Here is a 24,762-nt window from a genome sequence, read left to right on the forward strand (position 1 = left end):
GTTGCGGAATGCGACGCTTTGCAGGCGGTTTCGCTGTTTTCCTGCGCGGTGATTTTATGGCTGCTGCTGGAAGCGCTGTCCGGCGACAGGCTGGCCGCTGCGGCATTGTTTTCAGCCGCGCTTTACTGCGCGGGGTATCTGCCTATAGTGGCGCGGGCCAGATACCTGTACCCGGTTTATCTCCTGCTTGCCGTCTGCGCCGGAAAGCTGCTGGACGCGCTTTGTGAAAACGCGGGCCGGCGGCGGAAATTTATTCTGGCAGCCGGGCTGGCTGGCTCTTTTCTGATTACGCCGGCTTATAATATCGCCCAGTCCGTGAATTCGGGGAGGGGGATGTTCATGTTTTCGCGCGATTTCGGAATGCGCTTCGGCGCGGGGCATACCCTGGCTTCCGGCACGCGGTGGATGGAAACATTGTACGCCGCCTATCATACGAATTCCCGCTATATAGGCCAGGCCGCCGCCGGAATTGAGCCCGGGGAGCTGGCGCGGCAGCTTTCACTATACGGCGCGGATTATTTTTTCTCCTGGAGCGGGCGCCCGCTGGCGCCGGAAGGCTGGGCTGAGGTCAGCGGCGGGAAATACAAAGGCATTCTTATTTACGCCCCGCCGGAGCGCGGGGAAAAATCCGGCAGAGCGACATCTCCGCCCCGCCATGGCGGAATTCAAATTCCGGGCGCAGCTCAAAACTCTCCCGCATCCGCGCGTCCATCCGCGCGAAAGGCTGTCCCGTCAAATTCCTTGTAATATCGCGGAAATAAAGAGCGCAGGGCGATTGCAGCACGTTGCGCCGGAGTTCCGCGCTTTCCAGAAACGCGCCGGTGTAAACCGTGGTGTATGAATTGACGGAATTTATTATCACCGGCGCGTTGGCTATGATGGCGCAGTTGGCGGGGACTCGGTTTTTGAAATCCGAAATTATTTTGGCCTCCAGCTCCTGCGCGTCGTTGCGCGGGCTGAAGCGGGTGTAATAAGGCCCCATTCCCGCAACCAGCCATGCCGCTGCAAATACGGAGAGCCAGCGGTATTTTCTGACGGCAAAGGGCAGCATGAAGCCGCAGGCGGCGGCGATTATATACGGCGGATAAAGCTGCAAAAACAGCTTGGTTTTCGGGAAAAGCGCGGTTGTGGAGCCGTAAGTGTCAAACCATGCCGAAAAGTAGAACAGTTGCGGCAGCAGCAGCCACAATGCCAGCCAGAGCGCGGTTTTGGGGCGTTTGAGCGCAAGCCAGACGGCCCCTGCCAGAAAAGCCATGGTAAGCGCGGGCGGATGCAGCCTGCCGTCAAACAGCGCGCCGCCCCAGCGCGCCGCGTTATGCAGCAGGTTGGCCGCGCTGAAATTGCTCCCCGCGATTGCGCCGCCGGATTCGCGCGTTATCCAGTCCTCCGAGTTCTGGAATTTGGCGTATATGAGGAAATTGGGCAGGTTTGCCGCCAGCGCGCAAAGCCAGGGAGCAAGGAATTTGGGCAGGGAAAGGCGGGGCGGTTTTTCCAGCCAAATTCCGGCGGCAAACAGCGTCAGAAACAGCATGTTTTCCGGCCTGATTTGTGCAGCCATGCTCCAGCCGCAGAGCGCCAGCCACAGCGGTTTGACGCCGCCCTTGCGGTAATAAACCAGCGAGAAAAAGGCCGCCGCGCAGACAAAAAACAGAGAGGGCGCGCCCGTCTCCGCCGACGCGGACCAGATTATGGCGTGCGGCAGCGCGGCCATTAGCAGCGCGGCCAGCGCGGCGGAGGCCGCGCTCCCCAGCGCCAGATATGCCGCCGCGCCCGCCGCCAGCGGCGCCGCCATTCCCAGAATTATTGAAGCCCATATCGCCGAAAAATTATCAATCCCGCCGATTGCATAGGACAGCGAAATAATCGCCGGCCAGCCCGCGGATTTGTCAAAATCCGGCGCCCAGCCTTTGAGGAATATATTTTTTGCGGCCTCCATGTACCAGAATTCGTCTATATAAACAAGGTGCTTTTTCCCGGCAAGGAATATGTAGACCGCAAGCTGGGCCGCCATAAGCGCGGCGGCAAACCACAGCGGCTTTGTGCCGGAGGGCAGCACGGCGCGTATTTCCCGGCGGCATTCCCAGGCCAGCAGCGTCAGCGCCAGCAGGTTTGCCGCCGCAAAAAGCGGCGACAGCATGTGCAAAACGGCATATACGGTCATTTCGCCATCTTCCTTCCGGCAAGGGCCAGATTGCGCGCGGCTTTGCGGTTGCGCGGATTAAATCCCAGCGCAAGCCGGTACTGCGCCGCCGCGCCGGCATAGTCGCCCCCGGCAAAGAGCATATTGCCCAGATTATTGAGCGCATCGTCCCGGTCCGGGCCGAGCAGGGCGGCTTTCTGGAAAGCGGCCCGCGCCTCTTCTTTCCTGCCCAGCCTGTAAAGCGCAAGTCCCATATTGTTCCATGCCTGGCCGAAATGCGGGTCCGCGCCAATGGATTTCTCAAAAAGGAGGCGCGCCTGTTCGTTATTCCCGCTGTCAAGATATGCCGCGCCCAGATTGTTGTACGGGGCGGGCAGCCGGGGGGATTTTGCCGCATTGTCGGCCCAGAGCGAAAATTCGCCTGACCAGACCAGCGTGCGCGCGAATGCGGTTATGCCCAATGCCGCTATAAGCGCAAAGTGGATAATTCTGCGCGGGCCGAAAATCTCGTCCGAAGCGGCGACAAAAAACAGGGCAAGCCCCATAATCGGCAGATACATGCGATGCTCAAACATGAGGTCCTGGAGCGGGATAAAGCCGCTTTCAATGAATAAAGTTATGAAAAACCATGACAGCCCGAATACGGCGGCCTTGTTGTTTTTGAATCTCGCGAAAGCCGCGCAGGCCAGCGCGGTTATTGCCGCAGCCGGCAGCAGGAAGCGGGCCGACAGCAGCCCGCCCGCCGGTTTTATGTCGTGCAGCAGGCATTGCCCGGCGGGGAAAACCGCAAGCCGCAGATATTGCAGCAGCACAAATGGCTGCGAGGCGAAATACTCCAGCGGCGCCGCCGCCTGGCGGCCCCGGAGCTTTTCTATGTCCACGAAAGTGCCGGAATGCGCCACCGCCCATAGCGCGGGCAGCCAGAGCAGCATGTACGGCGCGGCGCGTTTGAGCGCGGTTTTGCCGTCGCCGGAGAAATATATCAGTTCCGCCGCCGCCACGGCGGCGGGCAGGGAAAGCGAATTCTCCTTGCTGAAATAAGCGGCCAGCGCGCAAAGCAGGGAGCCGGCCAGTTTGCGGCGGTCGTTTGCGTCTCTGAAGCCGAAATACAGGTATATCGCCGCCATGTAAAACAATGCCGCCAGTATGGCGGAACGTTGGTATATATATGCCACTGCCTCGGTCTGAAGCGGGTGGACGGCGAAATAAAGCGCGCACGGCAACGCCGCGGGAGGCGCAAGCCGCCGGACCAGCAGCAGGCACAGCAGCGAAGCTGCCATGTGCAGCGCGATGTTTGCGATATGCCAGCCGGCGGCATTAAAGCCGTTTACTGCGTAATTTGCGGCGAAAGCGGCAAAAGCCAGCGCGCGGCTGGGAAAATATCCCAGAACCGCCGCCGGGTTTGAGAGGCTTTGTATGGCGGGATTGTCAACTATGTGGGCGAAATCGTCCAGATGAAAAGAGCCGCGCATGCTTGCGCAGTAAACCAGCGCGGCGGCGGAGGCGACGATGATGGCGTCACGTTTTGCGCTTGAAGACATAAATGTCCGGCCCCGGCATCCTCACCCCGGAAAACCAGCCGAAAGGAACAAAAAAGGCGTCCGTTTCGTCATAAATATTGCCGCCAGAGAATGCTTTGTAAACGGCAAAAGGTTCGTAATCGCGGGACAGCCACGGCTTAAGACCCTGCGGTATGCCGCCGCCGAAAGGCGGCACGGGCGATATGATATAGTCCGGCGGAAGCGATTTTTTACCGTCATACGAGGCGAAAGCGCGGGTTTTGCCGTCGTAATAAACCGGAACCCTGCTTCCGCAGGCGCGGCGGAGTTTTGCGCGGTATAATTCCGCCCTGATAAGCGCGCCGGCCCTGTCCGCCTCGTCCGCGCGGAAGGCGAGATATTTCTTGTCCCAGTTGAACTGCAGATTGGTGTAATCTGTCCCTGTCTGGCATATGGAGGCGGAGGGGGGCAGTTTTGCGTCCAGGCCGCGCATGGCGAGGGCGCGGCTGTCCTCTTTTGCCAGCAGGGAATCTAATTTGACGATTTTTGCCGCGCTGTCCAGCGTGATGAGCGAAAACAGCGCAATCCAGACGGCAGGCCGCAGCTTTTGCGCCGCGGCGGCGAAATACCCCGCCGCGATGCAGCAGAACGGCAGCAGCGGCAGGCCGTAGCGCGCATAGACGGAATGCGTGCGCGCCAGGACCAGGAAATAGACCGCCGCGAAAGAAAACAGCACAACCCCGCGCCGCCAGTTTTCGCGCAGCAGCAGAATCATCCCGGCCAGCGCGGAGAAAAACAGCGGCGCGCCCAACCCCCGGTAAAGCGTGAATTGTATGTGGTAGAGCCAACTGCCGCCGGACATGAAGCCGTGCAGCGATTTATGAAAGCGGTAATCCGCCAGCGTTCTTGCGGGGTCCAGAACCAGCCAGGGCGTGGTCAGCATGAACGCCCCGGCAAGGCCCAGCGTAAACAGCGCGGGCCCGCGCCCCAGGAACGGCGATTTCCCGTCCCGGACCGAGATTATATGCGCCGCCAGCACGGGGAAAACCAGCAGGACGCCGGCATACTTCGTTCCGGCGGCAAGGCCGGCGGCAATTCCCGCCAGCAGATAATCCCGCCCGGCTTGAGTGCGCAGGGATTTGAGGCAGTAATACGCGGAAAGCGCGATGAAAAATGTCATCGGCGCGTCCAGCGCGCCGAAATGGGAATCGCGCGCGTGCAGATAGCACAGCGCCATAAACGCCGAGGAGAAAAACGCCGCGCGCCGCGAGCCCGTCTCCCCCGCGGCCTCGCGTCCGGCAAGCCAGCAGACATATACCGTTGCCGTGCCGGCCAGCGCGCCCATGAGCCGCGCCGTCAGGAAAAAGAAAGCCGGGGAGGATGCATACCAGTCCATAAGGCAGCGGTAAACTCCTTCCGGCGCGCCTTTGAACAACGCGGAAACGCCGTAAACAAGGGCGAGAATATAGGTTATCAGCGTCGGATAAATCAGGCTGATGGGCCTGAAGCCGTCTTTCCAGAATCTGATGGCCATTGCTATTATGGTGGATTCGTCCGGGCGGGCTTCGGTGTGCGGCAGGCCGAATGAAATCCCCCAAAGCCGCAGCGCCGCGCCGCAGGCCAGCGCGGCAAGCAGCAGAGCGGAGGGGGGGATTTTTCTCATTTTTTTGCGGCAGGGGAATCGTCTATTGTGAATATCACCGCGGCGGAATTTTCAAACAGCGTCCTGAACCGCTTGTCCGGGGCGACACGTTTGTGGAATCCCGCGATTTTGAGCGTGAAGCCGTATTTCGCGCCGAAAACGTCGCGTATAACCTTATACTGCTCCGTTATCATCCCGCTGCCAAGCATGTCATAGACTTCTGCCGCTTTGGGTTTTACATAGTACATGTACATGGGGTCCAGCGCGTTGATGTATGTCAGGTCCGGATTGTAAAACATCAGTATATGCGAATCGCTCCACATGCTGTGATAAATCAGCTCCCCGGACGGCAACCTGCCTTCCAGCCATTGGGCGGCCTGCTGCACCGGCAGCGCGAATTCCGTTTTCCGGCGCACCCGGTCCGATACGTTTAAAAAGGCCGGCGGTATGGAAACTGCCAGCATGGCAATCCACGCGCCGGCCAGCAGCGTGCGCGCGCGCTTGCGCTCCGGCGCGGATTCCGAAATATCCCTCCAGAAGGCTGCCGCGGCCAGCAGCGCCAGCGGCAGCGCCTGATGCCAGAAACGCGCGGAGGCGAAAGCCAGCGCGAGATATGACTGCGCCGCCGCGGTAAAGAGCATTGTGGCAAGAGACAGTTTAGGCCTTAACGCGAAGCTTCCCCACAGCATAATTAAAAACACAGTAAACACCGCGACGTTGTCTTTAAGCGCGATGGCGGTGGTCAGGGGCAGCAGCTCCCCGCCGAATGCGGCGCGCAGCCCGGAATGGGAATAAAACGGCGTCAGGAACGCGTTTATATAGGTTACCGCCACTATCAGCGGGAAATTGGGATGTACGAGGTATCCCGCCGCAAGTCCCAGCAGCGAATAAGCCACGGTGTCCATGCAGAATTCCCTGTCCCGCGCGTATCGTATGGCTTCGCATACAACGGCGAAAAACAGCATCGTGAAAGCAGACACATGCGCCAGCGCAAACAGCGCGCACACCGCAAACAGCGGCCATTTGCGCTTGCCGGCCATGAAATGAAGCCCGGCAAGGGTGAGTATTATTGCGGCGGCGGCCGGGCGCAGATACATGGAGTACATCAGGAAAATAGGCGAGGACAGAACCGCCGCCCCCAATACCGCCGCGGCATTTCCCGCGTAGCGGCGCAGCAGCGCAAACAGCGCCGCCAGCAGCGCTGCGTCCATGAATAGCGAGGCCAGCTTTGCCGCCGTCAGCGGTTCCCGGCACAGCGCCAGAAAGGGGATGGTGATTATATGCAGCAGCAAATCCTTGTCGGCGTAAAATTCGCCGAGCATGGAGAATTTGAAAGGCAGGCTGGCGGGGAAACCGCCGCTCATTATTCTGCGCGAAACGGCAAGGTGGTAATATTCATCCAGGTCAAAGAGAACAGGCGCGCGCAGCTTGAAATGCGCCAGCAGCCACAGGACGGACGCCGCCACCGCAATCAGGGCCGCAAACCAGCAATAAGAAGCCGGCAATCGCGGACCGGATGTCTGCGGCGAACTCTCCTTTTCCGGGGCGGTTTGCTCCATCAAAATTGGGCCGGGAGGATTTGGTATACGGGCGCGCCGGTTCGGGGGGCATAGGTGCTTCCCGTCAATGTTCCGGCTTCGGTCAGCAGGATGGAGCCGTCCCAGAACGTGGTTTTGCCGGAGTTGCGCTGCGCCACGGCGGTGAAGGCGGTGGAGGTGACGTTTTCAAATCTGTAGCAGAAGTCGCAAACGGTGCCGCAGGGGTCGGAACTGACGCATGCGCTGTTGATGAAACTGGCATCCAGAAAATCTCCCAGATTGCCGATACCCTGTGCGAATGTGGCGTTCTGGGCCTTAAAGAGCCGCTGGGCAGTCCATATGCTTTCCAGATGCGCGCCGGCCAGGTCCACGCGGGACTGCTCAAACGATTTCTGGAATTGCGGTACGCCGTAGCTTATCAGCACGCCCAGCACCGTGGCGGTGACCAGAAGCTCCAGAAGAGTGTATCCTTTCATCACAGAGAGTATACAAATTACCCGTAAAATTGCACAGGCGGCCCGGAGGCCGCCTGTGCAAAGCTCAACGCTGGTGGTTTAGTTGGCCATCGGGTTGATGTCTATGGAGATGTTGCTGTCGGTTGCATAACCGGTCTCGCAGAAGCGGACGGTGTACGGCCCGTAGCCGGCGGTGGAGCCGGTTCTGAACAGCGTGGTGCTCCAGCTGATTTCGTCCTGTGTCATGTCGCCGACGCTGAAGTACTTGGGCGCGGGGAAGTTGATGTCAAGTTTGTCAACCGCGTCGCTGTAGACGGCCAGACGGCTGTGATACCTCTCCTGCGCAGAGCGCACGGCGGAGAGATAGTTGAACGATTCGCCCGCTTTTGACCTTTCAACTGCCTGGCGGAAGCGCGGTACGCCGAAGGCGGCCAGAACGCCGATGATGACGATAACGACCGCCAATTCAACTAGTGTGAAGCCACGTTTGTTATTCATAACTGTACCCTTTCTCCTTAGCTATTTAGGTGCAGGCGCCCTAACAGGGCCTTCCTGTCTAAAGTATAGCCTAAGGAAGGCTGTATAGTAAGATTTTTTTGCGCAACTTTTGCGTAACGTTGCTATTCCAGAGCCCTGTCAATGGCGGCTTGCGTCAGCGGGGCCATGGCCGCGTATCCTGCGGCATTGGGGTGTACTCCGTCGTTTGAGTATTCCGCTTTCAGCAGGCCATTATTGTCTTTGAGTGCGTTGAAAAAATCCAGATACACAAAGCCCCGCGTTTTGCAGTATTGCTCCAGCCAGGTATTAAGCCCGCGCAGCTTGTTCAGCGGGCAGAACAAAGTCATGGCCCGGTTTTTTGGGTCATAATTGTTCACCGGCAGGACGGAGGCGAAAATCACCCGGATTCCGTTGGCGCGCGCTATGTCGGCCATGGAAATGTAGCTGCCCTCTACGTCGGTTGCGGGAATATAGCCGCCGACTATATCGTTGGTTCCTCCGAGAATGACCACTGCCGCCGGTTTCAGCGCCACCACGTCCTGATGAAACCGCGCCAGCATCTGCGCGGTAACCTGTCCGCCTATGCCGCGCCCTATGTAGGGTTTTCCCGGGAAGTATCCGGCCAGAGGCCAGTTGTCGGTAATGGAGTCTCCCATGAATATGACGCGCTTTTCACCGGGGGCCGGAGGCTTCAGGCCGGCATTGGCCTTCCGGTAGCGGGACAATTGGCTGAAATCGCCGTGAATTGCAAGCCATTTATCAAGCGGTTCCGGCTTGCGCGAGCATGCGGCCGCGCATAGCGCGGCGCACAGCGCGGCGGCGGCCAGGCGCGGATTACCGGCCATAATCGTCCTCCAGGCGGATGATGTCGTCCTCGCCCAGATAGCAGCCGGACTGGACCTCTATTATGGTGGCAGGGCTTTTTGCGCGGTTCCTGACGCAATGCACCGTGCCCGCGGGGATGTCTATGGAATTGTGGCGCGAAAGTTTCAGCACTTCCGAGGCTTTGGTTACTTCGGCTTCGCCGTCTATGAGCGTCCAGTGTTCGGAGCGTTTTCGGTGGAATTGCAGGCTTATTCTCTGTCCGGGGTCTATGACCAGCCGCTTCACCTTGTAGTTGCGGGATTCTTCAAGAAGGGTGTATGACCCCCAGGGGCGGCGCACGGTCAGATGCTCCGCCGCCTGGCTGCGGTTTTTGCCCTTCAGCTCGTCCACGATGCCGCGCACCTCCTGGGTGCGCGCGAGTGGGCAGGCCAGCACCGCGTCCGGCGTTTCTATAAGCGCGGTATCCCTGAGGCCTATGGCCGACACCAGCCGTCCCTCGCCGTGTATAAGGCAGCCGGAGCAGCCCCGCGCCAGCACTTCCCCGCGTATGACGTTGCCGTTCTTGTCTTTTTCTGAAATCTGGTAGAGGCTGGCCCAGCTTCCCACATCGCTCCAGCCGATATCGCAGGGGATTACGCGCACAAGCCCGGATTTCTCCATAACGCCGTAGTCTATGGAGACGGACGGCATGCGCCTGAATATGCCCGCCAGCGCCTGCCTGCCGAAATCCTGCGCCGCGGCTTGGTCAAGCAGTTCATGCACTTCTGGCAAATGCCTTTTAATTTCGTCCAGAATGACGCTTGCCCTGAACACGAATATCCCGCAATTCCACAGGTATCGCCCGGATTTGACATAGGAGGCGGCCGTCTTGTAATCCGGTTTCTCCACAAAACGCAGCGCGGGCAGCGGCCCGCCCTGCCTGCGCGAGGGGGGGAATTGTATATAGCCGTAGCCGGTTTCCGGGCGGGTGGGCTTGATGCCGAGCGTTACGATTTTTCCGCGCCTTGCCTCGGCAGCGGCGGATTTCATGGCCTTGGCGAAGGCTTTGCGGTCGGTTATTATATGGTCGGACGGAAGGACCGCCAGAACCGGGTCTTTGCCGCCGCGCATGGCGTATTTGGCGGCAAGGCCGATGGCGGGGGCGGTATTCCTGCCCTCCGGCTCCACGATAAGGCTGTAGGGTTTGAGCAGATGATGCGCCGCGCCCTGCGCGTGTTCGCGGTTGACTACGGCTATTATATCGTTCGCCAGGGGGGCGATGCGCTCCGCCGTGTCCTCAAAAAGCGATTTGCCGCCCAGAATGTTTATGAATTGTTTCGGGAAAAGCTGCCTGCTCAGCGGCCACAGCCGGGTGCCGCTGCCGCCCGCCAGTATGACGGCTGTTACCATAGCCCTGCCAGCCGCAGAATTTTGCCTGCGGCGGCCAGCAAAAACAGCCCCAGCGCGACAAGCAGCAGGATGAAATTGACCCGTCCCATGGAAAGTTCGCCAAGCCCTGCGGCGGCCTGCCAGGCGACCTTGAGGCTTATTTTGCTCTCCCCCGCGGTGCGCGGCCTGAATACGTATCCGGCCTCCGTTACCACGGTCCCATCGGGCAGGTTTTGCAGAATGTCCATCAGGATTTTGAAGCCTTTGGGTTTGAGCGCGGGCCTGGCCTTTTCAAAAGCCGCGCGCTCCACTATGAAAAAACCGCTCATCAGGTCGGTGGAACGGCGTTTTAGCAGCATTCCCGCCAGGCGGTTTGCGGTCTGGCTTATCAGAAGCCGGGTTGTGTTCCAGCCGGAAATCCCGCCGCCTTCGGTGTAGCGCGAGGCTATCACCAGCCCCGCCCCCGCCCGCGCTTTTTCCAGCATCGCGGGCAGGATTTTCTCGTCATGCTGCAAATCGGCGTCCATCACCGCCAGGTATTTGCCGGAGGCGGCGGCGAAGCCGTCCATCACGGCGGGGTATAGCCCCCTGTCCGTTGTGCGGCGCAAAACTTTAAGATTGGGATATTGCGCGGCAAGCTCCTGCGCCTTCCGCCAGGTGAGGTCCGGCGAATCGTCGTCGGCCACTATGATTTCGTGCGGGGCCGCGCCCAGCGCGGCGGTTATGCGGGAAACCGCCTCGGCGATGTTTTCCGCTTCGTTGTATGTGGGAAGCACCACGGTGATTTCAGTCATCTTATATAAGGCGCCTCATCGCATACGTAACAGTAGTTTCCGTCAAACCGTTTTGCCGTGTCGCAGGGCCAGTTTTCCGCTTTATACATAAATTCCAGCGGCATGGCGATGAACGGGTCGCCTCCGAAGCGGCAGATTTTGTCATTTTTCATTTTTTGGGCCAGCCAGTCAACGCTCATCATGCGGGCGGAAGTTTCGCCGTGCCAGCCCTGCCGGAACTGGAAAGGCTTTCTTATCCGGGGTTCCAGCAGTTCCCTGCCCGAGACGAAAAATATCCCTGCCAGGCCCAGCGCCAGAAAAATCCGCATCCTGCCGCCGGAACGGCGCAGAAATTCCGGCAGAAATGCCGCCCCCGCCAGCGCGAACAGGAAAAAATTGATTATATAGTAGCGCATTGAATTGGTGTTCCTGAAAGCAGTGAATGTTGCCATATAGCCGGCAAGCAGTATCGCCGCCAGCAGTTTTGAATCCTCGTTTTCCGATTTCAGCGCGGCTATCGCCCCCGCCAGGACCGCCCCCGTAACCACCGCCGCCCAGATAAGCAGCGCGGCAGCGGCAATGACGCCCAACTCCAGCGAGAACAGCCTTCTGAACACGTTATAGCCGGACACCAGCCCCAGAAACGCCGTCGCATGAAACCACAGCCAGGCCAGCAGGCCGGCGGCGGCCAGCACCTGCGGCCCCTTCCGTGTCGGCGGCAGCGCGGCGGCTATGAACATAAGCGCGCGGGAGAGTCCGCCCGCCTGTTTGTGATATATATGCGCGGCCAGCGCGGTCAGCGCCGGCAGGCCGAAAAATACCGCCAGCATGGCGTTTTTGTGCGCCAGCCAGAACCCGTCCGTGATGAATTTTTTGCACAGCAGCAATGTTCCCGCGCAGGCCAGATTTGCCAGCGCGGCGGGCAGCAGCGCGCCGAATTTAACATTGCCCGTGCCGAAAGACCAGACCAGTATCCCGAATACCAGCGCGAAAGGCAGCGAGAGGAATATTATATGGTTGAGCGTGCCTATGCAGCTTGCGTAAATCAGGACCGCGGTAGCGGCAAGGCAGCGCTTTGTTGTCAGTCGCCATGCGGATATAATAACCGCCGCCGCCAGAAAGTTATTCAGCGCGCACACCTCCCAGGCGATTCGCGATTCAAAAGGGAAAAACGGCAAAGCCAGCAGCAGCGCGCCCAGAACCAGAAGCGATTCCATCCCCATCGTCAAAGCGACGAAAAATGCCATCGCCCCGGCGGCTGCCGTGTTAAGCGCGGCTCCCGCCAGCCGCAGCGAGAATACCGACGGCCCCGCCCAGCCGAATACTTTCGCCGCCAGCCAGGCGTGAAACGGCCCCGTGTACCAGTTCATCCCGTGCGGCGAGGCGAGGCCGGAGTGCCGGATTTCCATGGCGCGCAGCCCCGTCCATGCCTCGTCCGCGCTGAAGCCGGGGACGGAGCCGAGTTTGAAAAATATCAGCGCGCCCGCCGCAACGGCGAACACCGCCGCCGCAACAGCCGCTTTTATTGAGGATTTCATCTAAAACCATTTTATCATTTTGCCTGCGGAAAGTTTTAAGCGTCCCGCGCGTATATTATATGCGGGGCGACGAAATCGCCCCCCGGAAAAGGAGAGGTATGAAACTTAACAAGACAATGTTTGTATCCGTCATCGCAACCCTGGTGTTTGCGGTTGCGCAGATAAAATCTTCCGCGCAAATGCCGGGGGAGACGCTGCTGGTGAATGTTACCGCCGAAGCAGTCGGAACAAATGCCGCCAAAATCACGGCGGAAGTTTATGAGGGCGGCGCGCCGCTGGGCAAGCCGGCGGCTTTTCTGTCCGAAGGCCAGAGGGCGGAGATGACTCTCAGAAGCGGCGCGGGCGGCGATATCGTTGTCAGATTTACTGCGCCTGCCGCGGGAAAATACGGGGTTTCAGTCAGCAGAAAATGAGCGCATATTCCCGCGCCGGGGATAATTTACTCCCGGCGCGGAATATGTATTATTGTGCGGAGGCTGCATGGCTACAGACGCGACGGTTTGCGATGATAACGAAATGGTGTCGGATATTCTGGCGGGCGAGAGCGCGTCTTTCAGGCGCATTGTGGAGAAATATCAGAAACCGCTCTATGACCTTGCTTTTCGCATGACCGGCAATGTTGAAGATGCTCAGGATATCCTGCAAACTTCTTTCATAAAAATGTATTCCAGCCTGAAGGATTATGACGCGCTGCGTTCCTTTCGCAACTGGGCTTATACCATTGTGCTGAATCAGACGCGCAGCCATCTGCGCCGCAAGGCGTTGCTGAGATTTTTACCCTTTTCAGGCGGAGGTGAGGAGGAAAGCGGGGAGCTTGATATTGCCGATAATTCGCAGAATACTGAAAACGCTGTTGCATGGCGGCAGTTGCTGCGTGATCTGGAAAAAAATTTGCTGAAGCTGCCGCCGGAACTGCGCGAGCCGTTCATACTGTACCACTTCCATAATATCACCGTGGAGAATATGGCGGCGCAGCTTGGAATTTCCCGCAATGCCGTGCATATACGCTTGTCGCGCGCGCGGACGGCTCTTTTCAAAAACATGCCCGCGCTGGCGTCAAGTCATGGAGGCGTCTATGAAACCAGATAACGCGGAATTGGAAAAGGTGTTTATGGAATTTTGCAAAGACGCGCCAATGCATGAGCCGCGTCCGGCCTGGCCTGAAATTGCCGATAAGCTTTGCAACGGCGCAAGGCGCGGTTTCGCGCCGCGTTTTGCGCCCGCATTGTGCGTTGCTGCGGCATGTCTGCTTCTTTTGTTTGCGCTTCCGCAAGTGCGCGCCGCCGCCGGCGAGATAATGCGCAGGCTGCTGTCGGTGAGGTATTCGCTGGTTATGGGCGGGTACAGGACAGACGGGGCGCTGCTGTTCCCAGACGGCGCGGAAAAAGTTGTAAGGACGCCGCATGGGAAAACAGTGATGAGGATGGAGCCTATGGGGGACAATGCCGTGCTTATCAGCGCGAAAGTCTATGACGCGCGCGGCAATATCGTGTCCAGCCCGAAACTGGCCTCGCTCAAAAATGTTGAGGCTGCCATGACAGTTTGCCCCGGTTCCGGCAAACCATGCTTCACTCTTTCCATAACGCCGGAGGACACGCAATCATACAAAGTCCGCGTCGTAAAATAGCTATAATCAATAAATGAGCGAAAGCGGCATTTGTCTTGAGGGGCGGGGGCTTTGCAAAGTCTACGGCGAAGGCACGGCCGCCGCGCGGGTGTTTGAAAATATCTCCGTCTCCGTGCGGCGGGCGGAGTTCATGGTATTATTCGGGCCTTCCGGCTCCGGCAAATCCACCCTGCTCAATATCATCGGCCTGCTGGACAAGCCCTCCGCCGGAGCGGTTATTATGGACGGGGAGGATGCGCTCCTTCTGGACGAGACTGACAAGGCCGCGCTGCGCGCGCGCAAAATAGGTTTTGTTTTCCAGTTTGATTCCCTGCTGCCGGAATTCACGCTGCTTGAAAATGTGGAGATGCCCGCCGTGCTTGGCGGCGCGGCCCGCCCCGCCAAATCGCTGGAATTGCTTGGCAAATTCGGCCTTGCGGGGCTGGCGGCGCGTTTCCCGGCCCAGCTTTCCGGCGGGGAGCGTCAGCGCGGGGCCATAGCGCGCGCCCTGCGCAACGGCCCCGCCATAATCCTGGCCGACGAGCCCACCGGCAACCTGGACGCCGAAAACGCCCGCGCGGTCTTTGAGGATTTGCGCCGCCTCGCGCGCGAAGGCGCGGCGGTGGTGATGGCCACCCATAACCCCGACGCCGCCAAATACGGCGATACGGTTTTAACCCTCTCCGGCGGCAGGCTGGCGTGATATGCTCTGCCGCCGCTGCCGCAAAAAAGAAGCCGCTTTCGTAATAAGAGCCGCCGTCCGCAAAAAACTCACCGATATCGCGCTGTGCCGGGACTGTCTTTTTCTCAAGGAAAAGGAGCTGGGGCTGGAGCGCGGCACCCTCTCCTACTACGCCGCGCCGCTGCGCGGCGCGGAATACGCGCGCTCCGCGCCCGCCTCGCGGCGGGATTTGCGGCTTAAATGCCCCGGCTGCGGGCTTTTGTACCCGCAGTTCCGGGAAAGCGGGGAGTTGGGCTGCCCGCGCTGCTATAACGCATTCCGCCCGCAACTGGAGTATTATTTCAAACGGCTTTGCGGCGCGCCGCGCCATCCGGTAAAGCCGTACGCCGGGCCGGGGGGCGGCGATTTCTCGCTTGACGGCGGGGCGGTGCAGTCCGCATTGCAGTCCGCCGTCCGGCACGAGGATTACGAGCGCGCCGCCAAATTGCGCGACATAATGGGCGCTTTCCGAAAACACGGGAGGCGGCGTGAGAATTGAGGCTCTTGCCGCGCAAATTCCGGCATGGATATCGCAAAACGGCCCGGAGGGCGACTGCGTTCTGTGGACGCGCGCCCGGCTGCGGCGCAATCTGGCGGGGCAGCCGTTTCCGGCGCGGGCCGTTCCGGCGGAGCTGCGCCGCGCGCGCGAACTGATTCTGAAAAAGCTCTCCGTCCGCCCGGAAATGCGCGGAAGCGGAAAAATCCGGCTGGATATCGCCGGCGCCTTTGAACAACGTCTGCTGGCGGAGCGCGGCCTCGCCGCGGAGGATTTCCCCGCGCAGCCGCGTTTCTGCGCCGCCGCAGTCTCGCCGGGGGAGGAGGTTTGCGCCCTGGTCAACTGGCGGGACGCGCTGAGTCTTTCTTTTACCGGCGCGGGGTTGTGCGCGCGGGCAACGTTGGAGGCGGCAGCGCGCTTTGACGCGGCCATGGGCGCGGCACTGGACTATGCCTGGGACAGGAATTTCGGCTGGCTTTCCTCCTCGCCGGAAAACGCGGGCACCGGGCTGCAGCTGTCCGCGCTGCTGCATATTCCCTGCCTTGCGCGCAGCGGCAGGGCCGAGGGCGCGCTGAAAAACCTCTCCAACCTGCGCGCCGGCTGGAAGGCGGACGGCCCCGGCGGAATCTTCCCCGATTTTTGCGAGATTTTCACCGCCTGCCCCTTCGGCTCCGGCGAGGAGGCGATGCTTGAAAACATCTCCTCCGCAGCGCATTTTCTCATCACGGCGGAGCGGCAGGCCCGCGATTGGCTTTTCTCCGGCCCGCGCGCCGTTTCAAGCGAAGACGAGGCCTGGCGCGCCTGCGGTCTGCTGGGCAACGCGCGCGTTATTTCCTACGAGGAGGCGCGCGGCAGAATATCCGCCGTCCTGATGGGGCTGGCCGCCGGGCTGCCGCTTCCGGTCCGGCGGGAGGCGGCGCTGAAACTTTTCGCGCTTTGCAGGCCGGCGCATATCGCGCAGGGATGCAGGCCGCCGGGAAAACGCAAATTCAATCCCGCCGCTGTAACCGCGGCGGAAAGGGATATAAGGCGCGCGGCCATCATCCGCGCCGCGCTCAAGGCGTGATTAGTTGTCAGTTTGCTGTTTGCTGCCTGCTCTTGATGAACTGCGCCCAGTGTTTGTCGGTTTTTGCGACGTGGTTAAGCAGCCAGGAGGAAACATTGCGGTGCGCGTCGTTTAGTATATCCTGCGAATAGCCTTCATTGTCGCATCTGGCTTTCAACTTGGCAAAAGCTGTTCTGAAGTAGTTATGCTGCGCCTTGTGTATGTTTATTTCGGGATAGTTTTCCTTTTCCAGCAGGGCTTCCTCGGTGGCGAAATGCACGTTCGCGTAGTGGTCAAGGAAACGGAACAGGGTGGCGATATCGTCTTTTTCCCTGCCGTCCAGTATTGACTGCACAAACGAATTAACCGCGGCGAACAATTCCTTGTGCTGGGAATCTATCTCCGCCACGCCGGTAAGCAACTGATCGCTCCATTGCAGGGGCATATGAATGCGGGGCGGCTGCGCCGCCCCGCTCCTCACGCTGTTATTTTTGCACCGTAAATTCCGCCGCCGCAACCTGCGCGCCGGAACCGTCCACGGCTTCCACTTTCCAACTGCCGGGGGAGACTGTTTTGCTGCTCCAGGTGCGCATCGGGTCGTATTTTATCTGGAGGGGCACTTCCGCCACCTTTTTGCCTTCCAGATACCAGACATGGGTTACAGTCCCTTCCGCCGCGCCGGAGACTTTCATCCAGCAGAACGCTTTTTCCGTGCCGGCAGGAAAATCCGCCGTCTCGCCGACGGGTTCCCTGTTTTCCACCGCCGAGGCGATGACCAGCTTCTCCGCTTTCAGCGCGGAGGCCGGCTGCGCCGGTTTTGCCGCATCCGCCGCGGCTTCAGCTTTTGCGGGTTCGGCCTTGGCCGGGGCGGCATTCTGCGCCAGCGCCGCGCCCGCGAAGGCAAACACCGGAATTGCCACTATCGCATATTTTCTCATGATGTGATTCCTCCCTATTTGGCTTATTCTCCCAAAAAACCCGCCCAGTTTCAAGCAGGGTTTTTCAGCAGATACTGATTACTGACTTTCTCCTACTGAGCTTTCCCTATTAGGTTGATGCGCTGGAGGCTCAGATTTGGACACAGGCTAGGCGCGGCTGCGCAGCCGTGCTTGCGCACCGCAAGCAGACGCAACGACGGCTGTGTCCGAATATGAGCCTCCCCGAAGGGGCTGTCCGCTTTTGGGCTGCGACTGCGTTGCAAATCGTTTGCATACGGGAAGTATGCCGCATTCTTTGCGCCTTGTCTCGCCGCAAAATCGGCCAGCCAGCGCATCAACCTAATAGGGAAAGCTCAGTAGACATGCAGTGAGCGGTCAACATCTATCGCGCGTAAGGACGCGGGGACGATGTAATGGTTGGATTAACGGCAGTTTAATAACACTTTAGACGGCAGAATGACGCCGATTCTATTTGCTGTTGATTTGGCTTTCCAAATCTTTAAGATCAGACACTATGACATCCCAGTCCGGCGGGGTCCCGAAAATCATTACCCGCATCAAGTCATAGTCCCTTCGGATAACCGCCATTCTCTCTTCGGAAGGGACAAGATGGAACGTGCCGGGTTTAGCGGTATCATAATGCGCCCATGCTGACTGAAAAAAGAGCGACTTGTGCTCAACAACACGCTTAAGCAATCGTTTATCCTTCAATGCTTCATCGGCAAAACCTCGTTTATATAAGCAATGCAAGTCGTAGTAATGCCTGGAAAGGCGTTCTTTAGACGGCTTATCGGCAGGTCGATTATATTCGGCATGAAGCAATGTGGCTTTTTCCCAAAATGTGCGCGCAATTGCCAATGTTCTAATTCGGCAAATAGAGACCTCAAATGCGCCAGAGAATTTCTCCGCCGCTATGGGAGATATGTGTTCGTCACTGGCTGGCCAGTCATCTGAACGCGCTCCGAGTTCAAGCCGTATGGCAGACCTGACGTAGCCTGCTGCGGCGGATGTAATGTCACTTTGGGGATAAGTGAAAATGACAGTTTGAGTGTCGTCCGTGTCCAGTTCTAGCGACCAGTTTGCATCACCCATAACAGATTTAAAATCGCGCCGGAGATTCTGCAACAAGTGCTCACGAATCAGTTCCGCGCATTTCGCGGACAATGCGTCAAGGCGACGGCGACGTTCTTTGACTCCAATACCATGTGCTTCCGGGTCTAAATCATCCGCTGTAAATCCGAGGTCTTTGCGGCTAAATGACAGGTCCACATCTTCGGAAAAACGGTCAATGGCTTTATAGGCTTTGGACAGAGATGTTCCTCCCTTGAATATCATTTGTGGACGAACGCGGAGGACATCGAAAAGCCTATATAAAGTCCAGCAAACCCAGAAATCTTTTTCGACAAGCCGGGAATTGATGCCCGAAGCGCTTTCTGTCGCGATAAACAACTCGGCACGTTCCTTCGGGGACTTTTGAGCAGTAAAATCCATGTTTATTTGCGGGATTCCGTTATTTGATTCAGTATGGGCTGCATCCATGCGGGGGCATACCGGGCATCTTTTTTAAGTTGGGCGAGAGTTTTTGACGGCAATGCGGTTTTAAGTTTTGAGACAATGGCATCGTCGATATTGCCCGGCCCAATAAAGCGCAATGCCTCCAGCACGAGAGCGCAGTCTTTGCCTTTTACCGCCATTCTGCGTGGAGAGACATGCTTGAAATTTATGCTGTATGGACCGGCGACGATATTTCTAGAAGGCCCGTTAGTTAAATAAACGCGTTTTGCGGGCACCTGCGTGGATAACCCCAGCATATTTGCAGCTAAAGCGCCTGTTGGGACTATTTTGCTGCTGGTTCGGCGCGCTATGGCCCGAGCAATTGCATCCGCAGGAGGAGGCAATTTCCCACCCAGATTTTTATTGATGACGGGATAGTAATAAAGCGAAACCCCAACACGGTTAATTGTCCCTTTCTTGGTGAGGCGAGATAATGCTTGTCGCACTGCCGCAGGACTGCCTATTGTATGGAAATCAACGGAAAAGACTACCGCCCCACGGCCTTTATGGACAATCTTCCGCAAAATCTTGCGCGTTGTGTTGTGGGAACTATTTGTCATCATATCAATGTCACAGAAATATACACTTTTTTGTGACACATTTCAACAGCACAACAGGGCCGCGCGCTGAAAATCCGCTGCGCCGCCGGCGTATGCTATGATGCCGCCTGTTCATCCGCGCCGGCGGCGGGGGCGGTTCCGTATGAATTCAAATCCGGCTGGGCCTGTGCCGCGGATTGCGGCTGGTAAATGGGCCGAAAGGCCCTGTACAAAGGTTTCGGGGCGCGCTAGAATAATGCCATGTACGGGAAATTCATTCTCGTGGCGCTGGCGGGGCTGGCCGCCCTGTGCTTCCTGCTGAGGGCGGTCATAGACGGTTTTCTCACCACCTGGGACCCGATAAAATACTACAGGCAGTCTTTCAGGAACGCGCTGAACAAACCCAAGAGCAAACCCATAAAACCCATGACTCTCCGCGAAAAAATGGAAGCGGAAGGCAAGTGGTAATTTAATATAATATCCCATATATGCTGGCAGCCGCGCATACGCATCGAAAAGTTTCAAAGCCGCTGGAAAAGAGGCTTTTGAAAGCCGCGCTTTCCGCGCGCGAAAATGCGTATTGCCCGTATTCCGGCTATAAGGTCGGGGCAAGCGCGCTGGCCGTGTCCGGGCGCATATACTCCGGCGCGAATGTGGAGAATTCGTCCTACGGGCTTACCGTGTGCGCCGAGCGCGCCGCCATCTTCAGCGCCGTGTGCGCGGGCGAGCGGGAGCTTGCCGCTGTCTGCGTCGCGGCAAAAGCCGCGCGCCCGTGCGGCGCGTGCCGGCAGGTGATGTCCGAATTCCTGCCCAAGGACGCGCCCGTGTTGATAGCCTCCGTGGACGACGACGGCAAAACAAAGGTGATACGGCGCGCCCTGTCCGAAATTCTGCCCATGGCTTTTGATCCTGGCGAAGCCGGGCTGTGAGGTTGCCATTATGGATATAAAAACGCTTTCCGAGCTTACCGGCTGGATGAAAACCACCGACCTGGCGGAAGTGGTGTACCGCAAAAACGGCGACGGGCTGGAGCTGCGCAGCGAGGAGGCCCCCGTGCGGGCCGACATCCCCTCCTGCGCGCTGGAGCCGGTTGGCGCGCCCGCCGTGGGCATTTACCGAGCGGCGGAGGCGGGCAAATCCCGCCAGTTCCGGGAAGGCATGGCGGTCGCCGCGGGCGAATCGCTGGGCTATATTGAAATGTCGGGCGAGAAGAAGCCCGTCCTGTGCCCCGCGAAAGGGTTCCTGCGCGTTATCTGCATTGACGACGGCAAGCCGGCGCAGTACGGCCAGCCGCTGTTTTTTGTAGAGCCGCAATGAACGGGAAGTTCCTCAACAAAATAGTCTGCGCGGACGCTTTGTCCGCGCTTGGCGAAATTGAGGAAAATTCCATAGACGTCGTCCTGACAGACCCGCCGTATTTTCTGGACAAGCTGGATAATAACTGGGACGCCGGCAAGGTCGCCTGCCGCAGGAATCAGCAGGTGGTCAAATCCCTTCCCGCCGGGATGAAATTTGACAGGCGGCAGGGGCTGCGCTTTTACGAATGGTACCTTGCCGTATCGCGCGGGATTTTCAGGGTGTTAAAGCCGGGGGGATTCTTTTTCTCTTTTTCCAGCCCCAGACTTTACCACAGAATGGCCTCCGCCATGGACGATGCCGGTTTTGAGCTGCGGGATTCTTTTATCTGGCTATACACCAAAAACCAGGCCAAGGCGATGGGGGTGGAGCGTTCCATAAACAAAATGCGCGCGTCCGCCGCCGAGAAGAAAAACGCCGCCGCCCTCCTGCGCGGCTGGAAGACGCCGCAGCTGAAATCCTGCTTTGAGCCGATAGCGATGGGCCAGAAGCCGCCGGACGCGACGTATCTGAAAAATATGCTCAGGCACGGGGTGGGGCTGCTAAACACCAATGTCAAAATCGGAGCCGGGATGCATCCCGCCAATGTGGCCGCGGCGGAAAGCATTTCCCCCGAAATAGACCGGACCTTCCTGCTGCCCAAGCCGTCAAAGCGGGAGCGCGGCGGCTACAACACCCACAAAACCGTAAAGCCGCTGTCTGTGTGCGAGTATCTGATAAGACTTTCAGCCTTTGCCGGCGACGCCGTGGTGCTTGACCCGTTTGCGGGGAGCGGCACCACCGCCGTGGCGGCAAAGCGGCTGGGCAGGAATTATATCGGGATAGAACTGAACCGCCAATACGCGGCGATAGCCGAAAAAAGACTTGCGGAGGCCGTATGAAACCCTTCAAAAAAGTGATGATAGCCAATCGCGGAGAAATCGCGCTGCGCGTGATGCGCACGTTGCGGGAGATGGGCATAGCCTCCGTGGCGGTGTATTCGGAGGCGGACCGCTGCGCGCTTCATGTCGCTGAGGCGGACGAGGCCGTTTGCATCGGTCCCGCCCCCGCGCGGGAGAGCTATCTCAACATGAAGGCGGTGGTCGCCGCCGCCAAACTCTGCGGCGCGGACGCTGTGCATCCGGGCTACGGTTTTCTGTCGGAGAATCCGCAATTTTCCAAAATGATAGCGGACGCGGGGATAACTTTCATAGGCCCCGGCCCCAAGGCTATTGAGATGCTGGGCTACAAATCCACGGCGCGCGCGCTGGCGGTTTCCCACAATGTGCCGGTTACGCCGGGCACGAAGGACTGCGTTTCGCTCAAGGATTGCGCCAAAGAGGCCGCCTCGGTGGGATACCCCATCATGATAAAAGCCGCCGCCGGAGGCGGCGGCAAGGGCATGCGCATAGTCTGGGAGGAAAAACAGCTCAACCACGAAGTGCACATGGCCAAAAACGAGGCCAGGGCCGCTTTCAGCGACGACGGCGTTTATTTTGAGAAATACATTCCCGCCCCGCGCCATGTGGAGATACAGATAGCCGCCGATTCGCACGGCAAAGTCGTCGCCTTCCCGGAGCGCGACTGCAGCGTGCAGCGCCGCCATCAGAAGCTGGTGGAGGAATCCCCTTCGCCGGCGGTGAACGCGAAATTGCGCGAACAGATGGCAGAGGCTGCCGTGCGGCTGGTGAAAGCCTCCGGCTACACCGGCGTCGGCACCGTGGAATTTCTGCTGGAGCCGGGCGGCAGTTTCTATTTCATGGAGGTCAACACCCGCCTTCAGGTGGAGCATCCCGTAACCGAGGCCGTAACCGGCCTGGACCTGGTGCGCGAGCAGATAATAATAGCCTCCGGCGGGCATGTCTCGGTGGACGCGGCGCGCGCGCTGAAAGTCAACGGCCATTCCATAGAGCACCGCATCAATGCCGAGGACCCGGACAAAAATTTCGCCCCCAACTGCGGCACGGTGGAGGAATGGCTGCCCCCCGGCGGCCCCGGCGTGCGCGTGGACAGCCATATGTATCCCGGTTACACCGTTCCCAGCTATTACGACAGCCTGCTTGCCAAGCTGATAGTCTGGGGCGCGGACCGGGAGGCCGCCCTGGCCAGAAGCCGCCGCGCGCTTGCGGAGTTCAGGATTTCCGGGTTGAAAACCACGATACCTTTCCATCTCAAGGTGCTGGGCAACGGGGAATTCGTCTCCGGCAAGTTTGACACCGGCCTGCTGGCCAGAATGGCCGAAACCAAAGTGTGATGCTCGCCTGCGCCTGTTTTGCGGCTCTAGCCCTTGCGCTGCCCGCCCGCGCGGCGGAAACCCGCATTCTGTTTGTCGGCAACAATTTTGTTTCGGCAAACGACCTGCCGGGGATGTTTGCGGCGGTGGCAAAATCGCTGGGCGGGGCCGCACATGCGGAGATGATTGCGCCGGGCGGATTTTCCTGGCAGCAGCATTCGCAGGACAAGGCGACATCAGGCAAAATTTCCTCCGGCAAATGGGATTTCGTGGTTTTGCAGGAGCAAAGCCAGAGGCCGGACTGGCCGGAAAGGCAGCTTGCAAGCGAAGTGCTGCCCTACGGCAGGCAACTGGACAAGCTCATCCGCTCCGCCGGCGCGCGCACCGTGCTGTATGAAACCTGGGGCCACAAAAAAGGCGACAAAAATAATTGCGAGCATTTCCCGCGCACCTGTACTTACGAAGGGATGCAGGGCAGCATAACTGCCACTTACGAGCGCCTGGCCAGGGAAACCGGCGCAACGTTGGCCCCCGTGGGCGCCGCGTGGCGGCAAATCCGCCGCAACCACCCGGAAATAGAGCTTTATTCCGGCGACGGAATACATCCCTCGCGCGAGGGGACCTATCTGGCCGCCTGCGTCATTTACTGCGCGATATTCGGGAAACCGGTCATCAGGGCGGACAATCAGGGCATTGCCGCCGCGCGGGCGGAAATCATAAGGCAGGCCGCGCAGGAAGCGGTTTTCGGCGGCGGGTGATGGAAACCGAACGCGATCTGCCCTTTGCGCGCGCGGCCTTCGCGCTGCTTTTCACCGTCAATTTCTGCAATTACATAGACCGCTACGTGCTGGCGGCGGTTTTCCCGCTTATACAGAAAGATATGCATGTCTCCGACGCGGCTATGGGGTTTCTGGCGTCGGCTTTCATGATTGTGTACATGTTCGCCGCGCCGGTGGCGGGCTGGCTGGGCGACAAATGGCTGCGCCCCCGGCTGATGGGCGCGGCGGCACTTGTGTGGAGCGCGGCCACCTCGCTGGCCGGTTTTGCCGGAAGCTACGCGCAACTGCTGGCGGCGCGCTCCGCCGTCGGCACGGGGGAGGCGGGTTTCGTGTCGGTGTCCCAGTCCTATGTGTCGGAACTGTTCGCGCCGCAAAAGCGCGCGCGGGTGATGGCGCTGTTTACTCTGGTGGTGCCCGCCGGCAGCGCGGCGGGCTATATTCTGGGCGCGCTTATAGGCCAGCATTTCGGCTGGAGGGCCGCGTTTTTCGCGCTGGGGCTGCCGGGCGCGCTGCTGGCTTTTTTCATAACCCGCCTGCCGGACCCGCGCCGCCACGCGGCGCAGGAGCATTCCGCGCCGTCGCTGGCGGAGTATCTGGCGCTGGCAAAAAACAAGGTTTTCCTGGCCAGCTCGTTTACTCAGGCGGCGGCCACTTTCTGCGTGGGCGGGCTTTCCGCGTGGATGCCCAGCTATTTCGTGCGGTATTTCGGTTTTGACGTGGGCCGCGCCGGCATGACATTCGGCGCGATAACCGTTGTTGCCGGAATTGCCGGGACATGGCTGGGCGGCTGGCTGGCGGATGTTTTATCTGTCAGATACCGGCGCGCGTATTACTATGTGTCCGCCGCCGGGCTGGCAATGGCCGCGCCGCTTGCGCTGGCGGCGGCCTCCTGCTCCGGGCCGCGCGCGGCGCTGACGCTGTTTTTCGCGGCGGAGGTGTGCGTGTTCATGCACGGCGGGCCCATGAACGCGGCCATAGTCAAATGCACGGCGCGCAATGTGCGGGCCATGGCTTTCGCGGCCAGCATTTTCATAATTCACGCCTTCGGCGACGCGGTTTCGCCGTTTATAATCGGAAAAATTTCGGATGAGGCCGGCCTGCGTCTGGCGGTTATGCTGTGCAGCCTGACGCTGCTGCCCGCCGCCGCCATCGCCGTCGCCGGCGGCAGGGCGGACAGGGACCCGGCGTAACCGCCGCGCCCGCTGCCGGGATTGACGTTTCGGGGAGAAACCTCGCCGGT

General features: G+C 59.3%; 27 protein-coding genes. 13 read left to right on the plus strand and 14 right to left on the minus strand.

The genetic code is table 11. The annotated features are described in order from the left end of the window. Window positions 1-595: 595 nt before the first annotated feature. The 10 genes from WC421_08120 to WC421_08165 all read right to left on the minus strand — a co-directional run bounded on the left by WC421_08120 (window position 596) and on the right by WC421_08165 (window position 12,276). Complete coding sequence (locus tag WC421_08120; protein MFA5162198.1) at window positions 596-2,161, minus strand: glycosyltransferase family 39 protein; 1,566 nt, start codon at window positions 2,159-2,161, stop codon at window positions 596-598. Continuing rightward, a complete protein-coding gene (locus tag WC421_08125) occupies window positions 2,158-3,681 on the minus strand; it encodes a tetratricopeptide repeat protein (GenBank protein ID MFA5162199.1) in 1,524 nt (507 codons plus the stop codon). Before WC421_08125 ends, WC421_08120 begins: the two co-directional genes overlap by 4 nt. Continuing rightward, window positions 3,659-5,302 carry a glycosyltransferase family 39 protein gene (locus tag WC421_08130; GenBank protein ID MFA5162200.1) on the minus strand — a complete coding sequence of 548 codons (1,644 nt, stop codon included), beginning with the start codon at window positions 5,300-5,302 and terminating at the stop codon, window positions 3,659-3,661. The genes WC421_08125 and WC421_08130 overlap by 23 nt, the downstream gene beginning before the upstream one ends. After that, the gene (locus tag WC421_08135) at window positions 5,299-6,786 is read right to left on the minus strand and encodes a hypothetical protein (protein MFA5162201.1); all 1,488 of its coding nucleotides are present in this window, start codon (window positions 6,784-6,786) and stop codon (window positions 5,299-5,301) included. The genes WC421_08130 and WC421_08135 overlap by 4 nt, the downstream gene beginning before the upstream one ends. A gap of 53 nt (window positions 6,787-6,839) precedes the next feature. Continuing rightward, window positions 6,840-7,295, minus strand: a complete 456-nt coding sequence (locus tag WC421_08140) for a prepilin-type N-terminal cleavage/methylation domain-containing protein (protein ID MFA5162202.1) — start codon at window positions 7,293-7,295, stop codon at window positions 6,840-6,842. 78 nt (window positions 7,296-7,373) lie between these two features. Then, window positions 7,374-7,772 (minus strand): prepilin-type N-terminal cleavage/methylation domain-containing protein, encoded by a 399-nt coding sequence (locus tag WC421_08145; protein ID MFA5162203.1) that lies wholly within the window; start codon window positions 7,770-7,772, stop codon window positions 7,374-7,376. A 122-nt stretch (window positions 7,773-7,894) separates the two neighbouring features. Continuing rightward, window positions 7,895-8,617, minus strand: a complete 723-nt coding sequence (locus tag WC421_08150; GenBank protein ID MFA5162204.1) for an SGNH/GDSL hydrolase family protein — start codon at window positions 8,615-8,617, stop codon at window positions 7,895-7,897. Then, window positions 8,607-9,986, minus strand: coding sequence for a mannose-1-phosphate guanylyltransferase/mannose-6-phosphate isomerase (locus tag WC421_08155; GenBank protein MFA5162205.1), 1,380 nt, complete (start codon window positions 9,984-9,986; stop codon window positions 8,607-8,609). Before WC421_08155 ends, WC421_08150 begins: the two co-directional genes overlap by 11 nt. Next, window positions 9,980-10,759, minus strand: a complete 780-nt coding sequence (locus tag WC421_08160; protein ID MFA5162206.1) for a polyprenol monophosphomannose synthase — start codon at window positions 10,757-10,759, stop codon at window positions 9,980-9,982. Before WC421_08160 ends, WC421_08155 begins: the two co-directional genes overlap by 7 nt. Then, the gene (locus WC421_08165) at window positions 10,756-12,276 is read right to left on the minus strand and encodes a hypothetical protein (GenBank protein MFA5162207.1); all 1,521 of its coding nucleotides are present in this window, start codon (window positions 12,274-12,276) and stop codon (window positions 10,756-10,758) included. Before WC421_08165 ends, WC421_08160 begins: the two co-directional genes overlap by 4 nt. Window positions 12,277-12,374: 98 nt before the next feature. Here WC421_08165 and WC421_08170 point away from each other — a divergent pair, with 98 nt between their 5' ends. The 6 genes from WC421_08170 to WC421_08195 all read left to right on the plus strand — a co-directional run bounded on the left by WC421_08170 (window position 12,375) and on the right by WC421_08195 (window position 16,165). Beyond that, a complete protein-coding gene (locus tag WC421_08170) occupies window positions 12,375-12,689 on the plus strand; it encodes a hypothetical protein (GenBank protein MFA5162208.1) in 315 nt (104 codons plus the stop codon). A gap of 67 nt (window positions 12,690-12,756) precedes the next feature. After that, window positions 12,757-13,365 carry an RNA polymerase sigma factor gene (locus WC421_08175; GenBank protein MFA5162209.1) on the plus strand — a complete coding sequence of 203 codons (609 nt, stop codon included), beginning with the start codon at window positions 12,757-12,759 and terminating at the stop codon, window positions 13,363-13,365. Next, window positions 13,352-13,903, plus strand: a complete 552-nt coding sequence (locus WC421_08180) for a hypothetical protein (GenBank protein ID MFA5162210.1) — start codon at window positions 13,352-13,354, stop codon at window positions 13,901-13,903. Before WC421_08175 ends, WC421_08180 begins: the two co-directional genes overlap by 14 nt. 13 nt (window positions 13,904-13,916) lie before the next feature. Beyond that, window positions 13,917-14,585 (plus strand): ABC transporter ATP-binding protein, encoded by a 669-nt coding sequence (locus tag WC421_08185; GenBank protein MFA5162211.1) that lies wholly within the window; start codon window positions 13,917-13,919, stop codon window positions 14,583-14,585. 1 nt (window position 14,586) lies between these two features. Next, on the plus strand, window positions 14,587-15,102 hold the full coding sequence (locus tag WC421_08190) for a UvrB/UvrC motif-containing protein (protein MFA5162212.1): 516 nt from the start codon (window positions 14,587-14,589) through the stop codon (window positions 15,100-15,102). Further along, entirely contained in the window at window positions 15,092-16,165 is a 1,074-nt protein-coding gene (locus WC421_08195) for a hypothetical protein (GenBank protein ID MFA5162213.1), read from the plus strand. Before WC421_08190 ends, WC421_08195 begins: the two co-directional genes overlap by 11 nt. A gap of 7 nt (window positions 16,166-16,172) precedes the next feature. On the opposite strand, the gene WC421_08200 is transcribed toward WC421_08195, so the two are convergent. The 4 genes from WC421_08200 to WC421_08215 all read right to left on the minus strand — a co-directional run bounded on the left by WC421_08200 (window position 16,173) and on the right by WC421_08215 (window position 19,199). Beyond that, entirely contained in the window at window positions 16,173-16,589 is a 417-nt protein-coding gene (locus tag WC421_08200; protein ID MFA5162214.1) for a hemerythrin family protein, read from the minus strand. 40 nt (window positions 16,590-16,629) lie between these two features. Beyond that, on the minus strand, window positions 16,630-17,082 hold the full coding sequence (locus WC421_08205; protein ID MFA5162215.1) for a DUF2914 domain-containing protein: 453 nt from the start codon (window positions 17,080-17,082) through the stop codon (window positions 16,630-16,632). A 468-nt stretch (window positions 17,083-17,550) separates the two neighbouring features. Next, a complete protein-coding gene (locus WC421_08210; protein MFA5162216.1) occupies window positions 17,551-18,621 on the minus strand; it encodes a nucleotidyl transferase AbiEii/AbiGii toxin family protein in 1,071 nt (356 codons plus the stop codon). Beyond that, window positions 18,576-19,199: a DUF6088 family protein gene (locus WC421_08215; GenBank protein ID MFA5162217.1), complete on the minus strand. Its 624-nt coding sequence runs from the start codon at window positions 19,197-19,199 to the stop codon at window positions 18,576-18,578. Before WC421_08215 ends, WC421_08210 begins: the two co-directional genes overlap by 46 nt. Window positions 19,200-19,436: 237 nt before the next feature. On the opposite strand from WC421_08215, the gene WC421_08220 reads away from it, so the two are divergent. From WC421_08220 to WC421_08250, 7 genes are read left to right on the plus strand one after another with little or no spacing between them, the layout of a single operon-like run. Then, entirely contained in the window at window positions 19,437-19,643 is a 207-nt protein-coding gene (locus tag WC421_08220) for a hypothetical protein (protein ID MFA5162218.1), read from the plus strand. Window positions 19,644-19,663: 20 nt separating this feature from the next. Then, window positions 19,664-20,104, plus strand: coding sequence for a cytidine deaminase (gene cdd, locus WC421_08225; GenBank protein ID MFA5162219.1), 441 nt, complete (start codon window positions 19,664-19,666; stop codon window positions 20,102-20,104). A 10-nt stretch (window positions 20,105-20,114) separates the two neighbouring features. Next, window positions 20,115-20,492 (plus strand): hypothetical protein, encoded by a 378-nt coding sequence (locus tag WC421_08230; GenBank protein ID MFA5162220.1) that lies wholly within the window; start codon window positions 20,115-20,117, stop codon window positions 20,490-20,492. Next, on the plus strand, window positions 20,489-21,412 hold the full coding sequence (locus tag WC421_08235; GenBank protein MFA5162221.1) for a site-specific DNA-methyltransferase: 924 nt from the start codon (window positions 20,489-20,491) through the stop codon (window positions 21,410-21,412). Before WC421_08230 ends, WC421_08235 begins: the two co-directional genes overlap by 4 nt. Further along, complete coding sequence (gene accC, locus WC421_08240; protein ID MFA5162222.1) at window positions 21,409-22,764, plus strand: acetyl-CoA carboxylase biotin carboxylase subunit; 1,356 nt, start codon at window positions 21,409-21,411, stop codon at window positions 22,762-22,764. The genes WC421_08235 and accC overlap by 4 nt, the downstream gene beginning before the upstream one ends. Beyond that, entirely contained in the window at window positions 22,764-23,501 is a 738-nt protein-coding gene (locus WC421_08245; GenBank protein MFA5162223.1) for a DUF4886 domain-containing protein, read from the plus strand. The genes accC and WC421_08245 overlap by 1 nt, the downstream gene beginning before the upstream one ends. Further along, entirely contained in the window at window positions 23,501-24,712 is a 1,212-nt protein-coding gene (locus WC421_08250) for an MFS transporter (protein MFA5162224.1), read from the plus strand. The genes WC421_08245 and WC421_08250 overlap by 1 nt, the downstream gene beginning before the upstream one ends. Window positions 24,713-24,762 lie beyond the last annotated feature (50 nt).

The sequence above is a fragment of the Elusimicrobiales bacterium genome (genome assembly GCA_041651175.1).
GTDB lineage: Bacteria > Elusimicrobiota > Elusimicrobia > Elusimicrobiales > Elusimicrobiaceae > JAQTYB01.

Excerpts from the sequence above, each read along its gene's own strand:
- WC421_08120 (MFA5162198.1), bottom strand. The coding sequence starts at position 2,161 with ATGACCGTATATGCCGTTTTGCACATGCTGTCGCCGCTTTTTGCGGCG.
- WC421_08125 (MFA5162199.1), bottom strand. The coding sequence starts at position 3,681 with ATGTCTTCAAGCGCAAAACGTGACGCCATCATCGTCGCCTCCGCCGCC.
- WC421_08130 (MFA5162200.1), bottom strand. The coding sequence starts at position 5,302 with ATGAGAAAAATCCCCCCCTCCGCTCTGCTGCTTGCCGCGCTGGCCTGC.
- WC421_08140 (MFA5162202.1), bottom strand. The coding sequence starts at position 7,295 with ATGAAAGGATACACTCTTCTGGAGCTTCTGGTCACCGCCACGGTGCTG.
- WC421_08145 (MFA5162203.1), bottom strand. The coding sequence starts at position 7,772 with ATGAATAACAAACGTGGCTTCACACTAGTTGAATTGGCGGTCGTTATC.
- WC421_08150 (MFA5162204.1), bottom strand. The coding sequence starts at position 8,617 with ATGGCCGGTAATCCGCGCCTGGCCGCCGCCGCGCTGTGCGCCGCGCTA.
- WC421_08155 (MFA5162205.1), bottom strand. The coding sequence starts at position 9,986 with ATGGTAACAGCCGTCATACTGGCGGGCGGCAGCGGCACCCGGCTGTGG.
- WC421_08160 (MFA5162206.1), bottom strand. The coding sequence starts at position 10,759 with ATGACTGAAATCACCGTGGTGCTTCCCACATACAACGAAGCGGAAAAC.
- WC421_08165 (MFA5162207.1), bottom strand. The coding sequence starts at position 12,276 with ATGAAATCCTCAATAAAAGCGGCTGTTGCGGCGGCGGTGTTCGCCGTT.
- WC421_08170 (MFA5162208.1), top strand. The coding sequence starts at position 12,375 with ATGAAACTTAACAAGACAATGTTTGTATCCGTCATCGCAACCCTGGTG.
- WC421_08175 (MFA5162209.1), top strand. The coding sequence starts at position 12,757 with ATGGCTACAGACGCGACGGTTTGCGATGATAACGAAATGGTGTCGGAT.
- WC421_08180 (MFA5162210.1), top strand. The coding sequence starts at position 13,352 with ATGAAACCAGATAACGCGGAATTGGAAAAGGTGTTTATGGAATTTTGC.
- WC421_08185 (MFA5162211.1), top strand. The coding sequence starts at position 13,917 with ATGAGCGAAAGCGGCATTTGTCTTGAGGGGCGGGGGCTTTGCAAAGTC.
- WC421_08190 (MFA5162212.1), top strand. The coding sequence starts at position 14,587 with ATGCTCTGCCGCCGCTGCCGCAAAAAAGAAGCCGCTTTCGTAATAAGA.
- WC421_08200 (MFA5162214.1), bottom strand. The coding sequence starts at position 16,589 with ATGCCCCTGCAATGGAGCGATCAGTTGCTTACCGGCGTGGCGGAGATA.
- WC421_08205 (MFA5162215.1), bottom strand. The coding sequence starts at position 17,082 with ATGAGAAAATATGCGATAGTGGCAATTCCGGTGTTTGCCTTCGCGGGC.
- WC421_08210 (MFA5162216.1), bottom strand. The coding sequence starts at position 18,621 with ATGGATGCAGCCCATACTGAATCAAATAACGGAATCCCGCAAATAAAC.
- WC421_08215 (MFA5162217.1), bottom strand. The coding sequence starts at position 19,199 with ATGATGACAAATAGTTCCCACAACACAACGCGCAAGATTTTGCGGAAG.
- WC421_08220 (MFA5162218.1), top strand. The coding sequence starts at position 19,437 with ATGTACGGGAAATTCATTCTCGTGGCGCTGGCGGGGCTGGCCGCCCTG.
- cdd (MFA5162219.1), top strand. The coding sequence starts at position 19,664 with ATGCTGGCAGCCGCGCATACGCATCGAAAAGTTTCAAAGCCGCTGGAA.
- WC421_08230 (MFA5162220.1), top strand. The coding sequence starts at position 20,115 with ATGGATATAAAAACGCTTTCCGAGCTTACCGGCTGGATGAAAACCACC.
- WC421_08235 (MFA5162221.1), top strand. The coding sequence starts at position 20,489 with ATGAACGGGAAGTTCCTCAACAAAATAGTCTGCGCGGACGCTTTGTCC.
- accC (MFA5162222.1), top strand. The coding sequence starts at position 21,409 with ATGAAACCCTTCAAAAAAGTGATGATAGCCAATCGCGGAGAAATCGCG.
- WC421_08245 (MFA5162223.1), top strand. The coding sequence starts at position 22,764 with ATGCTCGCCTGCGCCTGTTTTGCGGCTCTAGCCCTTGCGCTGCCCGCC.
- WC421_08250 (MFA5162224.1), top strand. The coding sequence starts at position 23,501 with ATGGAAACCGAACGCGATCTGCCCTTTGCGCGCGCGGCCTTCGCGCTG.